This is a genomic window from Bowmanella sp. JS7-9, assembly GCF_004329715.1.
In the GTDB taxonomy this organism is placed as follows: domain Bacteria; phylum Pseudomonadota; class Gammaproteobacteria; order Enterobacterales; family Alteromonadaceae; genus Pseudobowmanella; species Pseudobowmanella zhangzhouensis.
In genome coordinates, this window is the sequence record NZ_JXSY01000026.1 from 1 (window position 1) to 15708 (window position 15708).

Below are 15708 nucleotides of genomic sequence, written 5' to 3' on the forward strand. Positions count from 1 at the left end.
GTTTGCGCAAGTTTTAAACAAGCTGATTATTTACCCGCCAAACACCTCTGTTTGTTTTGCATTCAAATTATTGGCTAAAGCTATTTAAATCAGTAAGATAGCCTTGTATTTCTATTTCCGGATGTATTTTCATGGATTCTCCAAAATTTGTTTCAGCTCTTGTATTACTGGTTGTCGCAGCCATCGCCTATTTTATTAGTGATAACTTTTTAACCCTTGCTCCAAGCGTAGCCATTGCCGTTGGCACTCTGCTGGGTGGCTTGACTGTTCTAGTGTTCTTCACTGTCGTGCCAGGCACCGCAGCTATACCTGAACATATCACCGAAGAAGACAACAACGACGACAAAGTCACATTATATGTGGGTAACCTGCCTTATCGGGTAAATGAAGGTAATGTGGAACAGCTGTTTAGTCGCTTTAGCCGTGTGTACTCTGTACGTCTGATGCGTGACCGTAAAACCGGTAAACGTAAAGGATATGGATTTGTCGAAGTCGATAGCATGTCTGCGGAAAAAGCTATTGGCCAGCTCAATGACAGTACATTTGAAGACCGAACCCTGAAAGTTCGTCTCGCCAATCAAAAAGCCGCGGAATAACCGCGGCTTTTTTTGTCACTCTATATAGGTATTTAAGGTTGATTTGCCGACGCTGGCTGATTTAACTCTTCCAGCCTTTGCTTGTTAAACCCATTAAAGCGATTAATTGCCGCGATAAGATCCGGCACTTGTACATCTTTCATCTGATTAATAATACCCGCTACCAGCGAGTCAAAGCTTTCCGGGCCAGACAGGGTTTTATCCGCGCGCTCGGCTACATCGACCATTTGCGATAAATATTCAGCAATTGGGCGAATACGGTTCTCAATACTCTGTGGTTGCTGCTTTTCCTCTTTTAGCGACGCTACGTCCTGGTAAGTTCGGGTTACCTGCGTCTGCTGCGTTTGGGTTAACTGCAACGCAAAGCTTGTCAGTGATTGCTCATCGAAACCAATCGATAAGGCTTTTTCAAACGCTTTATCTATATCACCGGCAAAAAACTCATCGGCAAGATCAGCCGTCTTTGCAACAAGATCGGCAATCGCAGTCAGTTCGTCCTCATTCAAATCGCCCTCTACGCTAAATTCAAAGCGCTTTGAAGCAGCCAGCACTGCATTGAATTCTGATGAGCGACTTGTCTCTGTCTCTGCGGGCTGTGGCGATGTTTCACCATTTTCATCAGCATTCTTTTGCTGATCACGCAATTGCTGGAATTGCACCGCCATACTGCGGATCGACTCGAAACTAATATTTACTTTGTCACCTTCTTTGGTTTCGATCGTTAACGAACCAGCCTGCAACTCGGAACTGGAGACGCTGAGACGTTCGGTGACAGACTGTTCACCAAAGATTTCTTTGCGCAGATCATGCAATCCTTCCGTAATGCGCTGATGACTTTTAACAATGCCATTATCTATTTCATCGTTCATCAGGCCGGCCAGATCTTTGCGCGCCATTTTTATACCTTTAGCAACGCCCGCCTCTGCCTGACCAAACATTTTTTCAAGTTCGGCATTATCTGCTCCCCCCGCTTTAGCACCACGAATAACGCCACCAACAAAGGACAGTACGTTTTTGGCGATTTCTTCAAAATCAAACGCACTCTTGGTATCAGCGTTTTCAACCGGAACGGGTATCTTTAGTGATTTGTCCGAGACCTGCAGTGACTGCATTAGCGACGCGGATAATATTCTCGCTCCCATCACACTGGATGATTGCAAGCTTAACGTCGTCTGTTGCACCAATGTCGTGGCCGCCGGCAATGGTTCACGAGTTGCCACGTCATTCGTTTTAGTGGTTTGCGGCGCAGACTCTCGTGATTCAGGACGAGCAACGCCCTTAAGTTCACCTATATTCATAAATAAATTCCTCTCAACCTCAACCGCTGTTATCGGCGCCTTTACTAAAAACTGTAGACTTTTTGTTCACTATTGATACTGGCAATTTAATCGAATGTCCGTAAAATCTGCCCCCCAATTTTACGACAGGCTTATTGTATGCGCGCAGATCAACTCTCTACTGACCTTTATCCAACTCAGCTCGAGGAAAAAGTTGCGCGGATCCGTGAGCAATTTGCCGGTTTTACGCAACTGTCTCCGGAAGTATTCACCTCTGAGCCAGCCCATTATCGCCAGCGGGCGGAATTTCGGGTTTGGCATGAGGGCGACGAGCTGTTTCACATCATGTTTGATGCGCACAGCAAAGAAAAATACCGGGTCGACCAATATCTGGCGGCAGACGAACGCATCAATCATGCCATGCAGGTCATTATTGACTACCTGCGCCCACGCCCAGCCCTGCGTAAAAAGCTATTTCAAATAGATTATTTGAGCACACTGAAGGGTGAATTACTGATTAGCCTTATTTACCATCGTCAGCTAGATGAAGAATGGATAAACGAAGCAAAGCAATTAAAAGCTTACCTTAATCAATTTGGCGATACGCACCTGATCGGCCGTGCGCGGAAACAAAAGATAGTGCTGGATCAGGAGTTTGTGGTGGAGTCCTTACCTGTTGCTGGCAGGCACTATCAATTCAAGCAAATTGAAAACAGCTTTACCCAGCCTAATGCCGGGGTGAACAGCAAGATGATTGAGTGGGCACTGGATGTCACAGTGGATAACAAGGGTGATCTGCTGGAGTTGTACTGTGGCCTGGGTAACTTCTCATTGCCTCTGGCACAAAACTTTCGACGGGTGCTGGCAACCGAAATCAGCAAACCGTCAGTTGCGGCTGCACAATATAATATCGCCGCCAACAACATCGACAATGTGACAATTCTGCGCATGTCGAGCGAAGAATTCACGGCTGCAATTACCGGACAACAAACTTTCAGTCGCCTCGAAGGTATCGACTTGGCCAGTTATCAGTGTGATACGATATTGGTTGACCCACCAAGAGCAGGCCTCGACGACGCGACGCTGGAGATGGTCAGTGGCTACCAGAATATTGTCTACATATCCTGTAACCCTGACACACTGGCAGACAATCTGGCAGTTTTGCAGCACACCCACGAGATCAAACGTTTTGCCCTGTTTGATCAGTTTCCTTACACCCACCACGTGGAAACCGGGGTTTATCTGGTGCGCAAAGCCTGAGTCCGAGGTTATTTAAACGCTGCGGCGCCGATGGCGATAATTCGTAACTGGCGGATTAATTGATCTGCCAATTGTTGGCGCTGTAGTTTATTCATATCGATCACGTCGGCCCCGGCGGCAAATACCAGCTTGACCATGGCATCGGCCTGTAATGCTGCGATTTCCTCACTGAGCTGGGTATGGGTTTCGATATAATCGGTCAGCTCCAGAGTGAAGTGCTTAATCTCGCGGGCAACCGCATCCCGAAACGCAATGGATGTGCCAGAGCGTTCACGTAACAGCAGTCGAAAAGCATTGGCGTTTGCAGTGACAAACTCCAAAAACGTAGTCACCGAGACTTTTATGACGTCACCGCCACTTTCAATCCGTTGTCTTGCCTGACGCATGAGCTGACGCAGTGCCAGGCCGCCTTCATCCACCAGTGTAAGTCCGAGCTCATCCATATCCGCAAAGTGCCGGTAAAACGAGGTTGGGGCAATGCCCGCTTCACGGGCGACTTCACGTAAGCTGATACTGGACAGACTGCGCTCCTCACTGAGCAAATTAAACGCTGCATTTATTATGGCGTGACGGGTGCGACGTTTTTGTTCCTGACGGTTCATGTAATTTTTTGATTATTAACCTTATCAGTAGTTTACCGCTAATTATCCACGGTTCACAGCAATACTGCACAATGGGGTATACACTTGTTACCTTATGAATTAAGACAAACTGTGCTTTTCGCTTGTTTAAATGCCCCGGCTAATTTAAATTAGCGTACAGTTGTAAGCTGTAATTTTTTACCATGCAAAAACCCAAAATTATCTTCATTAACGTTTTACTGTTTTCACTCACCGGGCTCGCTGCGCTATTTCTGGTCCCTATTGAAGCCATCATGCATGGCATCGACTGGAAAGAATGGTTGGCTTTCGTCCTGTTGGCCGGCTACGCAGGTATGTCGATTACCGCAGGGTATCACCGTTTATGGTCACACAAGGCCTATCAGGCGCACCCTGCCATCCGTTTTATTTTCGCGTTAGGCGGTGCACTGGCTTTGCAAAACAGTGCGCTGCACTGGTCTTCCGATCACCGTGTACACCACAAACATGTGGATGACATCGACAAAGATCCGTATAGCATTCGCCGTGGATTCTGGTTTGCACATATTGGCTGGATGTTGCGTGAGTATCAGGCAAACCGTTACAGCGATTACGCCAACTGTCGGGACTTGCAAAAAGACGCCATCGTCATGTGGCAACATAAATATTACCTGCCACTGGTAATAGTGATGAACATCGGCCTGCCAGTTGTGCTTGGCTGGTTGAATGGTGATGTCTGGGGAATGTTCCTGATGGCTGGGGTGTTGCGTCTGGTGTTTTCACATCACGTCACATTTCTGATCAATTCTGCCGCACATATGTGGGGTAAACGTACATACACAGAAGATAACACCGCACGAGACAACGGCGTATTGGCGCTATTCACCTATGGCGAGGGTTATCACAACTTTCACCATAAGTTTGAATATGATTATCGCAACGGAATTCAGTGGTGGCATTACGACCCGACCAAATGGCTGATTGCGGTCTTAGCGAAAATGGGATTGGCGACTGGCCTGCGTCGCTGCCCGCAAGAGAAAATTGAACAGGCAATTGCCAGTATGCAGCTTAAACAATACGAACAGCAGTTATCTCAGCTACCGAATGCCGACGAGTTGCTGGCTCGGTTACATGCAGAATATGACGCGCTGATTGAGCGTATCGGTGCCTACTATGACACCCGCAAACGCCTGCTGGAAATCAAACGCAAGCAACTGTTGCGAGCGTACGACAAATTCGATTTAGATATGCATTACCGTGAACTGAAAATGCAACTCCAGGTGCAGCGCTATAAATGGGCGCAATTTGGCAAACTTACCTGCGCCTGACTACCCAGCCCGCGATTGCGGGCTTTTTTATTTTGTGCTGATTATTTTTTCCCCGATGAATCCTGCTAATATCATTAAAACTATGATTTTATTGGCTTTTGGAGTTTACCGTGGGCAAGAGTTCGGCAAAAAAGAATAATAAAACCTCTTACCAGTATGATGCCATCGTAATAGGTACCGGCCCGGGCGGGGAAGGTGTAGCGATGCAACTGGCCAAAGCCGGCAAACAGGTTGCCGTGATTGAGCGCTACGATATGGTCGGTGGTGGTTGCACCCATTGGGGGACTATTCCGTCCAAGGCGCTGCGCCAGTCTGCTTCACGCTTGATTGAATACAACGCCAATCCACTCTTTAACGATGGCAACAATAACCGTCATTTGTCTTTTCAGGAAATGCTCGCCCACGCCAGTGCCGTGATCCGTAAGCAAACCAATTTACGCGGTGGTTTTTATCAGCGTAACCATGTAACAGTAGTACATGGCGAAGCCGCCTTCGTCGACGCCCATCATTTGCAGGTAAAACGCAATGATGGCTCACTGGATATGCTAAGCGCTGAATTTATTATTATCGCTACAGGCTCACGTCCCTATACGCCAGCGGACATCGATTTCAGCCATCCGAGAATTTACAACAGCGATACAATCCTATCGCTTAACCATGATCCAAAGTCGATCATTATTTATGGCGCAGGGGTTATCGGCACTGAATACGCATCGATTTTCCGCGGGCTGGGCGCCAAGGTTGATCTGGTCAATATGCGCGATCGACTGTTGTCGTTTCTGGATGCAGAAATTTCTGATGCGCTCAGCTATCACCTTTGGAATAACGGTACCGTCATTCGTCACAATGAAACCTACACCAGTGTCGAGGGACGCGATGATTGCGTGGTAATGAATCTCGACTCAGGCAAACGCATGCGTGCCGATTGCTTACTGTTTGCCAATGGCCGAACAGGCAATACCGACATGCTCAATCTGGAGGCTATTGGCTTACAAGCAGACTCGCGCGGCCAGATAAAAGTCAATGAACATTATCAAACGACGGTCAGCAATATCTATGCAGTCGGCGATGTGATCGGTTATCCAAGTCTTGCCTCTGCAGCCTACAATCAGGGGCGTTTTGCCGCAGAAGCCATCCTTAATGGCCAGTGTGATAAAGCCTTGGTAGAAGATATTCCAACCGGGATTTACACGATTCCGGAAATCAGTTCTGTGGGTAAAACCGAGCATGAGCTCACCGCCCTGAAAATCCCTTATGAGGTAGGCCGCGCCCAATTTAAACATTTAGCGCGCGCACAAATCGCCAACACATTGGTTGGTAGCCTGAAAATCTTATTCCACCGCGAAACCAAGGCAGTTCTGGGCATCCACTGCTTCGGTGAACGCGCGTCCGAGATTGTGCATATCGGTCAGGCTATCATGCAGCAAAAAGGTGAAGGCAATACCATTGAATACTTTATTAATAACACCTTTAACTACCCAACTATGGCAGAGGCTTACCGGGTGGCCGCTCTCAATGGTTTGAATCGTTTATTTGACTGATGCAACAGCTACTTAAGGAAATTCACCAGTGTCAAACGTGTGCAGGTGAATTGCCCTTTTCTCCTCAACCGATTATTCAGTTAGATCCAAAAGCATCCATACTGATTATTGGCCACGCCCCGGGCATGGCGGCACATAAGTCGGCAACTCCCTGGCGAGACCCATCGGGGGTCAGATTGCGTGATTGGATGGGTATCAGCGAGCAGCAATTTTATGATGCTAGTCAGGTGGCGATTATGCCGATGGGATTTTGCTATCCGGGCAAAGGGCGTAGTGGCGACCTGCCACCACGTAAGGAGTGCGCGCCACAGTGGCACAACAGGACCCTGGCGAAGTTACCTAACGTTAAATTGACGCTGATTATTGGCAGCTATGCGCAAGCCTATTATCTTGGAAATGCCTCCTCACTGACAGATAAGGTAAAAAGCGCTGCACAGTTTTTGCCAGCCAACTTTCCACTCCCCCATCCTTCACCGCGCAATAATTTGTGGCTAGCAAGACATCCATGGTTTGAACGGGACATCCTGCCAACCTTGCGTGCTAACGTGCAGTCGGCGTTAGGTAATATTTAGCGGCTGGTAATTTGCAATGTAATCCAGCAGTTGGTCGAACGGCATAGGTTTGGCATACAGGAAGCCCTGCGCCTCATCACACCCCAGATCGCGGATATAATGAACTTGCTCAGGGTTCTCCACCCCTTCAGCAATGGTCTCCAGACCGAGACGTTTCGCCAGCGTAACAATTGTGTCAGCAATAAATGCCGAGCTTTTCACATGCCCGACATCCTTAAGAAACGCTCTGTCGACCTTTAACCTATCCAACGGCAAACTTTGCAGATAACTCATCGATGAAAACCCGGTACCGAAATCGTCAATGGCGATACGGATCCCGAAATTTTTCAGCGTGGTTAATGAGTCTACAACGATTTTAGGTTCATCCATGGCCACACTTTCGGTAATTTCCAGCTCCAGCTGCGCCGGTTCGACACCATGCTGACTGATAATATGTTTTACCAGCGGCACAAAATCCGGATCGCGGAACTGCGGCACCGATATATTTACCGCCATACGTAGCCCTTCGTAGCCCTTTTTATTCAGCTCTACCAGACGACGACAAGCTTCTTCCAACACCCAATAACCAATGTCCACAATTAGCCCGGTATACTCAGCCAGCGGGATAAACACGGCGGGCGAAATATAATTACCATTGCCCTCAGGCCAGCGCAGTAATGCTTCCATACCAATTACAGATTCGTCTTTGAGGCTTATCTGCGGTTGGAACCATAGCTCTAGCTTGCGTGCAGTAAAATCGGTACGTAATTTACGCATCATGGCCAGCCGCTCATAGGTGTGCTGCTCCATGTCGGCCGCGTAATATTCAAAGTTGCTGCTGGCACTTTTCTTGGCACGATTCAACGCGATATTTGCCTGCTTAATCAGGGTCAGACCATCCGCCTGATCATCACGCACCCGAGTCAGGCCAATGGCAGCGTTGACTTGAATAAGCTGGTCGCCAGCTTCAAATGCCACTTTAAACAGATCGTTGATTACACTCGGGTTGACGTCCTGATCCAGACCAATCAAACCAAACACATCGGCCCCAATCCGCCCCTTGCCAACGCTGGGCGGTAAACGGGACAACAAACGCGTTGCTACGGCTATCAACAGCTGGTTGCCCACTTCCTGCCCCAGACCATCGTTAATATCAGCAAAATGGCTTAAGTCAATTAGTGCCGCGACGCGATTTTCACCGCTTTGACTGGTGTCACGCATCGCATCGAGCATATTGATAAATTCATTACGGTTAGGCAGCTTAGTCAGACTGTCACGGTAAGCCGCTAACTTTAACTCGTGGAACAGCCGGGCATTTTCGTAGCCTACTGCCACGCTGGATAAAAACACCTGAAGTAAGTCTTTTTCAACATTTTCAATACCGTGTCCTGAGCGAATAAATACCGCCGCTTCGTGACCGGCAGCACTCATATACAACACAGTAAAGCTTGGTTGGAAAATGTGCTCTTTTTGCAACAAACACTGAATCACGTTGTGAATAATCACCGAGTCATGCATGACTTCCAAACGCTGGTTGATGTACTGGGCGTACTCACCGGCCGCCCCAAGCACATAAACACCATTGTCATCGCGATCCAACAATGAGCCGGCACGTGCACACACCAGGCCTGCCGCATCCAAACCGATTAATGAACTGATTTGCGTGACGACCCCTTCGCAATAATCTCTGACCGAATGCTCTTCCAGCAGGTTAGCGGCTGATTCGATGACTTTACGTAGCCCACGACGGTTTTGGTTGATGGTAACAATCTGGCGATAAGAACGAATCGACGCGATCACTGTGGTTAACAAGCGACCCCGGGTTAACTCAGTTTTGGTCTTGTAGTCGTTAATGTCATAGTCTTTGATGACGCTTTCTTCCGGCGCGTAACCTGGCTGGCCAGTACGTAAAATAATACGGGGCTCTTCCAGACGCATTTCGCGGCGCATGGTTCTGACCAGAGTCAAACCTGCGTCGTCGGTTTCCATGACTACGTCAAGCAGAATAATCGCCAGTGAATTGCCATATTCCTGTAAAAACTCCAGCGCTTCATGGGCACTGTAGGCATGCAAAAAGCGCAACGGCCGTCCGGCAACGTCTACGTTAGACAATGCCAACCGGGTGACCGAATGAATTTCCTCATCATCATCAACAATCAGTATGTTCCAGAAATTCTCATCCGCGTGCTTACTGGCGGGTAAGTCATCATCATCCAGAAAAACTAATACATCGTCATCGTTTTCATGAGTCGTCATTTACAGGGAGATCCTAATTTATCAGGCGCGAACCGCATTGCGCATAACTTCGAAACCTTACTCATTCGGCGTAAGTTTTTTCTTACCTTACATGTTTAGCAGGGAACTTGCACACCTGCTCAACTATGACGAAAAATATTGAAATAAAAAAGAAAAAAGGCGCAACGCGCCTTGTTAAATTCCATCTCCAAACTCGTGTAAACCACATTCCCGTTTTAACCCGAAGAAGCGGGTGTCCTGCTCACTCATGCCAGCCTGTAAAGGCACACTGGTGTGCCAGTCTCCGACCGACACATAGCCCTGTTCCCACAGCGGATGGTAAGGGAGGTCGTGGGCCTTGAGGTACTCATGTACGTTACGATTCGTCCAGTCGACAATCGGCATGAGTTTAAAGCGCCCTTTTGTGTGCTGTAAGACAGGTAACGCCCCTCGTGTATCGGACTGGGTACGGCGCAAGCCTGCAAACCAGGTGCCTACCTCAAGCTCGTCCATGGCTCGCTGCATGGGGTCTACTTTGTTGAGCTTGTTGTATTGCTCGATACCCGGCACACCCTGCTCCCACAATTTGCCATAGCGCACTTCCTGCCACGCCGGCGAGATATCACTGCGATAGACATGCAGATTCAGCTTTAACCGCTCCGTCAGTTGATCAATAAACTGATACGTCTCAGCGAACAAATAGCCCGTGTCGGTCAGAATGACCGGAATATCCGGATACTGACGCGTCACCAGATGCAACATCACCGCGGCCTGAATACCAAAGCTGGAGGACAGCACCACCTGACCCGGCAAGTTATCCAGCGCCCAGCTGACTCGTTGTTCTGCATCCGCTTTTTCCAACTGTTGATTATGCTCAGCCAGATTGGCGATTAAATCCGCGTTAGATGGTTCAGATACGATGGCGCGAAGTTGCTCAGGCATAAAAATCCCTCGCCGAGTCGATGACTTCATCAATCACACCGGTACGGATGACAAAATCGCCGAAGCCTTCGCCAGGTTCACGATTTGCCGCCCAGGCGCCGATTAGACTATCCAGTTCCTGCATAATCTCAGCCGTACTGATATTCTCACGGTACATTTTCGGGATACGCGTGCCGGCACGGTTACCGCCTAGATGCAGGTTGTACTTACCCGGACCTTTACCTACCAGACCTACCTCGGCCAGCATGGCGCGTCCACAGCCATTCGGGCAGCCAGTGATACGGTAAATAATGCTGTCCTGCTGTAAACCATGTTTAGCCAGTATTCCTTCTAACTCGGTAACCGATTCAGGCAAATAGCGCTCAGCTTCAGCCATCGCCAACGGACAGGTTGGTAATGACACACAGGCCATCGAATCACTGCGCTGGCGGGTTAAGCTGTCTTCAATCAGGCCATGCTCGCGGGCGATTTGCTCGATGCGGACTTTATCCTGAACAGGCACACCGGCCACGATCAAATTCTGGTTGGCGGTCATACGAAAATCGCCCTGATGGATCTCGGCAATTTTGCGACAACCGGTTTTCAGCGGTTTGCCCGGGTAATCCAGAATCCGCCCGTTTTCGATAAACAAGGTCAGATGGAACTTCCCATCCACGCCCTCTGCCCAACCAATACGATCACCCCGTTCTTTAAATTCATAGGGCTTAACCGGCGCGAACAAAATACCTGCGCGCTTTTCCACTTCCGCTTTAAAGGTGTCGGTACCGACCCTGTCCAGCGTGTATTTGGTTTTGGCATTTTTACGATTCACCCGATTGCCCCAATCCCGTTGGGTGGTCACTACAGCTTCAGCAACAGCCAGCGTGTGCTCCAGCGGGATAAAGCCAAAGTCGTCTGCCTTACGCGGATAAGTGCTGGTATCTCCATGGGTCATGGCAAGGCCACCACCTACCAGTACGTTAAAGCCAATCAACTGCCCTTGCTCAGCAATCGCGACAAAGCTCAGGTCGTTGGCGTGCACGTCTACATCATTTTGCGGCGGGATAACCACTGCCGTTTTGAATTTACGTGGCAGGTACGTATCACCGAGGATTGGCTCCTGCTCGGTCGTCTCCAGCTTCTCTTCGTCTAACCAGATTTCTGCATAGGCGCGGGTTTTCGGCAATAAATGCTCACTGATCTTTTTCGCCCATTCATAAGCCTGCTGGTGCACCACCGACTCGACCGGGTTTGAGGTGCAAAGTACGTTACGATTGACATCGCCGGCGGTAGCAATGGAGTCGATACCAATGCTGTTGAGAGTTTGGTGCATCAATTTAATATTCGGTTTTAACACACCGTGAAACTGGAACGTTTGGCGGGTGGTTAAGCGAATACTGCCGTAGAGGGTTTTGTCATCGGCGAATTTATCAATCGCCAGCCATTGGGTCGGGGTGATAATCCCGCCCGGTAAGCGCGCACGCAGCATGACATTGTGCAGCGGCTCCAGCTTTTGCTTTTGACGCTCGGCACGAATATCCCGGTCATCCTGTTGATACATGCCGTGAAAGCGGATTAACTGGAAATTATCTGCACTAAATCCACCGGTCAGGTCGTTTTTAAGATCCTGCTCGATCGTTCCGCGCAAATGATTGCTTTCACGTTTAAGACGTTCGTTATCAGACAGAGGGCCGCTGACAATATTCGGGTTGTTTGACTCTGACATTAGTACACGTCCTTCTGGAATCGTTTGGCTTTACGTAACGCGGTTAAATATTCTTTGGCCTGTTCAGCTGTTTGCTGACCGTGCTGTTCAATCACACTCAACAGCGCCTGTTCGACATCTTTAGCCATACGGTTGGCATCACCGCAGATATACAGATGCGCGCCATCCTGCAGCCATTGCCACAGCTCTGCGCCCTGCTCCAGAATGCGGTGCTGCACATAGATTTTTTCCTGCTGGTCTCGGGAGAAAGCCAGCGATACGCGGCTTAATAAGCCATCCTTTACGTAACTTTGGATCTCAGTCTGGTAAAGGAAATCCTGAGTAAAATGCGGGTTGCCGAAGAACAACCAATTCTTGCCTTGTGCCTGCTGTGCCTGACGGTGTTGCAAAAAGGCTCTGAATGGCGCGATACCTGTACCCGGCCCGATCATGACGACTGGAGTATTCAGATCCTGCGGTAAACGGAAATTATCGTTGCTTTCCACAAACACACGAATTTGCTGATCCGCTTCGGCGCGACGGGTCAAAAAGCCAGATGCGCCACCTTCACGTGGTTGCCCGTTTACCTCATTGGCTACGCGAGCGACGGTTAAATGTACCTCCTCATCCACTTCTTCCTGACTGGAAGCAATAGAATATAGCCGCGGCGTCAGCGGGCGCAGGGCGTCAACCAGTTGCTGAGCACTCAGGCTACCAGGATGCAGTCGCACGATATCTACGATTTGCTTATCCGCCAGGTACACCCGCAAGGCGGCTTTGTCCTGTACCAAAGCAGTTAACTCAGGTAGCTCATTTTGCTCTGCATAGCGCTGTACAAACGTTGGATAGGATTGAGTCAATTCCAGCTGGTCAGTCAGTGCGCTATGTAATGACACAGTTTTACCCGCTACTGACACAGCCTCGCCAGCATCCAATTTTAATAGTTCAAGCAGCTCATCCACCAGCGCGGTATCGTTAGTGAAATAAACACCTAAGGCATCACCCGGTTGATAACGAAGACCAGAGCCCTCCAGTGAGATTTCTACATGGCGCACATCTTTGCCTGAGTCCCGACCGGTAATCTTCTGGCTTTCCAGCAAGGTGGCAACAAATGGCATCTCGCGGCCATAAACTGAGCTGGTTGCGAATGTCGCTGAACCCGCCACGCTGGGCGTATGGCTAACTGGTGCAGACTTGGCAAGCTCTGCCAGTAACTGCTCGCTCCAGGCGGCAACGGCAGGGGCATAATCCACATCGGCATCCAGACGTGGCAAAATTGAGGTTGCTCCGAGGGCAGTCAGGCGCGCATCAAAGTCTTTACCTGTCTGGCAGAAAAACTCGTAACTGCTATCCCCAAGTCCAATCACGCCATAGCGTACCTGTGGCAATTTCGCCGCTTTCTTTGAGGCCAGGAAAGCATGCAACTCAACGGCATCGTCCGGCGCCTCGCCCTCGCCATGAGTGCTGACCACCACCAACACCGTTGACTCATCTTTTAAACTACGCGGTTTGTAATCCGCCATACTTTGTAAATTTACGGTCAGCCCGGCTTGCGATAACTGTTCGGCAAGTTTTTTCGCTACCCCCCGGGCATTGCCGGTTTGTGAGCCATACAACAGGGTTATGCTGTTACTGGCAACCGTGGGCACGGGCACCTCGCTCGCGGCATGGGTGCTGAGCCCGGCAAAATAGCCGCTTACCCACAATAACTGTTGGGCATTTGCGCTTTGGGTAAAATCCGTTAACGCACGGATCTGTTGCTCTGTCAGCCCAATACCGGGATGCAGTGAAAGTGGAAGATTGGCCGTCATATCTCTGGTGCTTTGCTCATGTTAATGGCGTAAGCGTACCGGCCTTTTAAAATAACACTAAAGAATAAAAACTGATTTTTTATTCCAATTTTGCAGAAGTACAGACACAAAAAAACGGCCCTTAGGCCGTTTTTAATCAAAGCATTGATTAGAAATGAATTTCTACACCCGCAAATGGGCCAGTGAAATCCAGATTGGTGTATATACCATCCAGATCATTCAGTTCCATATTGAATGAGCGGTAACCCAGTTGCAGGGTCATATCCACCGCAATGTTATCCAGCACATCATAGGTCAACGCCACTTCGTATTCGGTCATGGAATGACCATCAAACGATAAGAAGTTACCCAGCGCATACGCACCAAAACCGGTACCTGGCACGCCAAATTTAGCGTGTGCATACACCAGTGGTACGAATCCAGAGAACGTCTCATCAGCTTTTTGGGTTGGATCATCCTGAGACTCGGCATAAATCTCGCCGTCGATGTCTTTCAACGTCAGACCCGCGTCAAAGCTGAACAAATCGTTATCAAACAATTCATAGTACAGAGTGTAATCTGTGTTGCTCATATCCAGCGATGACATCAGATCGGTGTCCGCCGCAAAAGTTTCACCATTGAAGGTAAACTGTGAGCTCAAGGTCACCAGGCCGTCGTTGGCCATTTCACTGCGACGCACGCGCACGTTTGGCAGCAGTGGAATTGGGTGCTCCAATGCCACATAAAACGAACCTTTGGTCTTTTTATCGAAATTGAAATCGACCAGATTATTGTCATTAGCGAAACCGCCGTCGGTACTCTGCTGCCAAGCCTGCCCACCAACATATAAACCCAGCAAAGTATCTGCTGAAGCCATTGGTGCTAACAATGCTGCACTAACGGCAGCTAAAACGAGTGATTTTTTCATAGTGTTAACCCTGAACAAGTAATTCCGTTAAATCGATAATCGCGGCATTGGCCCGGGAGATATAATTCGCCATTACCAGCGAATGGTTGGCGACCACTCCAAAACCGTTGCCATTTAAAATAACCGGACTCCAGACGGTGTCCTGTGTTGCTTCCAGCTCACGAATAATCTGACGTAAGCTGACGGTCGCGTTTTTCTTTTCTAATGTATCGGCAAAATCCACTTCCACTGCTTTAAGAAAGTGCAGCAGTGCCCAGCACGCACCACGTGATTCATAAAATACATCGTCCAGCTCCCACCAGCTGGTTTTGGTGTACAACTGGGCTTGTGCCGGGGTGGATTGCTGCGCACTGGCATCACCGGCCAAATCCGTATTCAGTCGCTCCTGCCCCACACTGGCACTTAAACGTTGCGACAAACTGCCCAAACGCTTCTCTACCTGTTTTAACCAATCACGCAGGTTATCGGCACGGGTATAAAATTGTGCACTGCTCACATCGCGGCTGGCCAACGAATTACGGTAGGCATACAGCGCCTCAATGCCCTCACGGTACATGGACTCAGAGGACGGCAGTAACCATTTATTGTGATCGTTATTAAACTTAGGTTGCGCTTTGGTCAGATCCGGATTTTCTACGCTTTGTGACTGCGACCGGCTGAAATCTTTGCGCATCGCCAAAGATAAGTCCCGCACCATCTCCAGCGCACCAAACTCCCACGCCGGCATGTTATCCATCAATACCGATGGCGGTAAAATGTCATTGGACAAATAGCCACCCGGTTTATCCAGCAGAGTTTCGCTCACATGAATCAACGCCGTCGTGGTGGTGAAACCCACCACAGGCTTCGATTCCAGCCCAGCCCACTGCTGGGCGGCTAGTTGACGTGGCTCGACCACATCCGGTTCACTGCTCCAGTAAACCGCCAGTAAATAAAACAACAGGAATACCACGCCTGTGCCAATCAGGATCCATCTAGTTGATAAACGTGACATTGTT

13 protein-coding genes are annotated in these 15708 nt (G+C 49.2%); 5 read left to right on the forward strand and 8 right to left on the reverse strand.

Annotated features, from left to right (window positions below; translation table 11 throughout):
* Positions 1–131: 131 nt before the first annotated feature.
* Positions 132–596 carry an RNA-binding protein gene (locus tag TK45_RS14520; RefSeq protein ID WP_131259573.1) on the forward strand — a complete coding sequence of 155 codons (465 nt, stop codon included), beginning with the start codon at positions 132–134 and terminating at the stop codon, positions 594–596.
* 32 nt (positions 597–628) lie between these two features.
* Here TK45_RS14520 and TK45_RS14525 read toward each other — a convergent pair whose 3' ends face one another.
* Entirely contained in the window at positions 629–1894 is a 1266-nt protein-coding gene (locus TK45_RS14525; RefSeq protein WP_131259574.1) for a DUF5610 domain-containing protein, read from the reverse strand.
* A 138-nt stretch (positions 1895–2032) separates the two neighbouring features.
* Between TK45_RS14525 and trmA the strand changes: the two genes are divergently transcribed.
* On the forward strand, positions 2033–3133 hold the full coding sequence (gene trmA, locus TK45_RS14530) for a tRNA (uridine(54)-C5)-methyltransferase TrmA (RefSeq protein WP_131259575.1): 1101 nt from the start codon (positions 2033–2035) through the stop codon (positions 3131–3133).
* An 8-nt stretch (positions 3134–3141) separates the two neighbouring features.
* Here the strand turns inward: trmA and fabR are convergent, their stop codons facing one another.
* Positions 3142–3735: an HTH-type transcriptional repressor FabR gene (gene fabR / locus TK45_RS14535; protein ID WP_131259576.1), complete on the reverse strand. Its 594-nt coding sequence runs from the start codon at positions 3733–3735 to the stop codon at positions 3142–3144.
* 182 nt (positions 3736–3917) lie between these two features.
* Here fabR and TK45_RS14540 point away from each other — a divergent pair, with 182 nt between their 5' ends.
* The 3 genes from TK45_RS14540 to TK45_RS14550 all read left to right on the forward strand — a co-directional run bounded on the left by TK45_RS14540 (position 3918) and on the right by TK45_RS14550 (position 7152).
* On the forward strand, positions 3918–5039 hold the full coding sequence (locus TK45_RS14540; protein ID WP_131259577.1) for a fatty acid desaturase: 1122 nt from the start codon (positions 3918–3920) through the stop codon (positions 5037–5039).
* A 110-nt stretch (positions 5040–5149) separates the two neighbouring features.
* The gene (gene sthA / locus TK45_RS14545; protein ID WP_131259578.1) at positions 5150–6580 is read left to right on the forward strand and encodes a Si-specific NAD(P)(+) transhydrogenase; all 1431 of its coding nucleotides are present in this window, start codon (positions 5150–5152) and stop codon (positions 6578–6580) included.
* Between the two features lie 50 nt (positions 6581–6630).
* Positions 6631–7152 carry a uracil-DNA glycosylase family protein gene (locus TK45_RS14550; RefSeq protein ID WP_371414283.1) on the forward strand — a complete coding sequence of 174 codons (522 nt, stop codon included), beginning with the start codon at positions 6631–6633 and terminating at the stop codon, positions 7150–7152.
* On the opposite strand, the gene TK45_RS14555 is transcribed toward TK45_RS14550, so the two are convergent.
* The 6 genes from TK45_RS14555 to TK45_RS14580 all read right to left on the reverse strand — a co-directional run bounded on the left by TK45_RS14555 (position 7138) and on the right by TK45_RS14580 (position 15704).
* Positions 7138–9387, reverse strand: coding sequence for an EAL domain-containing protein (locus TK45_RS14555; RefSeq protein WP_131259580.1), 2250 nt, complete (start codon positions 9385–9387; stop codon positions 7138–7140). The two genes, TK45_RS14550 and TK45_RS14555, sit on opposite strands and share 15 nt — an antisense overlap.
* Before the next feature lie 174 nt (positions 9388–9561).
* Entirely contained in the window at positions 9562–10308 is a 747-nt protein-coding gene (locus TK45_RS14560) for a phosphoadenylyl-sulfate reductase (RefSeq protein WP_131259581.1), read from the reverse strand.
* A complete protein-coding gene (gene cysI / locus TK45_RS14565; RefSeq protein WP_131259582.1) occupies positions 10301–12013 on the reverse strand; it encodes an assimilatory sulfite reductase (NADPH) hemoprotein subunit in 1713 nt (570 codons plus the stop codon). The genes TK45_RS14560 and cysI overlap by 8 nt, the downstream gene beginning before the upstream one ends.
* The gene (locus TK45_RS14570) at positions 12013–13803 is read right to left on the reverse strand and encodes an assimilatory sulfite reductase (NADPH) flavoprotein subunit (RefSeq protein ID WP_131259583.1); all 1791 of its coding nucleotides are present in this window, start codon (positions 13801–13803) and stop codon (positions 12013–12015) included. Before TK45_RS14570 ends, cysI begins: the two co-directional genes overlap by 1 nt.
* A gap of 148 nt (positions 13804–13951) precedes the next feature.
* The gene (locus tag TK45_RS14575; RefSeq protein ID WP_131259584.1) at positions 13952–14710 is read right to left on the reverse strand and encodes a TIGR04219 family outer membrane beta-barrel protein; all 759 of its coding nucleotides are present in this window, start codon (positions 14708–14710) and stop codon (positions 13952–13954) included.
* Between the two features lie 4 nt (positions 14711–14714).
* Positions 14715–15704 (reverse strand): DUF2333 family protein, encoded by a 990-nt coding sequence (locus tag TK45_RS14580; protein WP_131259585.1) that lies wholly within the window; start codon positions 15702–15704, stop codon positions 14715–14717.
* Between the last annotated feature and the right edge of the window lie 4 nt (positions 15705–15708).

Coding starts and splice junctions, on each gene's coding strand:
- TK45_RS14520 (WP_131259573.1), top strand. CDS start 132: ATGGATTCTCCAAAATTTGTTTCAGCTCTTGTATTACTGGTTGTCGCA.
- TK45_RS14525 (WP_131259574.1), bottom strand. CDS start 1,894: ATGAATATAGGTGAACTTAAGGGCGTTGCTCGTCCTGAATCACGAGAG.
- trmA (WP_131259575.1), top strand. CDS start 2,033: ATGCGCGCAGATCAACTCTCTACTGACCTTTATCCAACTCAGCTCGAG.
- fabR (WP_131259576.1), bottom strand. CDS start 3,735: ATGAACCGTCAGGAACAAAAACGTCGCACCCGTCACGCCATAATAAAT.
- TK45_RS14540 (WP_131259577.1), top strand. CDS start 3,918: ATGCAAAAACCCAAAATTATCTTCATTAACGTTTTACTGTTTTCACTC.
- TK45_RS14555 (WP_131259580.1), bottom strand. CDS start 9,387: ATGACGACTCATGAAAACGATGACGATGTATTAGTTTTTCTGGATGAT.
- TK45_RS14560 (WP_131259581.1), bottom strand. CDS start 10,308: ATGCCTGAGCAACTTCGCGCCATCGTATCTGAACCATCTAACGCGGAT.
- cysI (WP_131259582.1), bottom strand. CDS start 12,013: ATGTCAGAGTCAAACAACCCGAATATTGTCAGCGGCCCTCTGTCTGAT.
- TK45_RS14570 (WP_131259583.1), bottom strand. CDS start 13,803: ATGACGGCCAATCTTCCACTTTCACTGCATCCCGGTATTGGGCTGACA.
- TK45_RS14575 (WP_131259584.1), bottom strand. CDS start 14,710: ATGAAAAAATCACTCGTTTTAGCTGCCGTTAGTGCAGCATTGTTAGCA.
- TK45_RS14580 (WP_131259585.1), bottom strand. CDS start 15,704: ATGTCACGTTTATCAACTAGATGGATCCTGATTGGCACAGGCGTGGTA.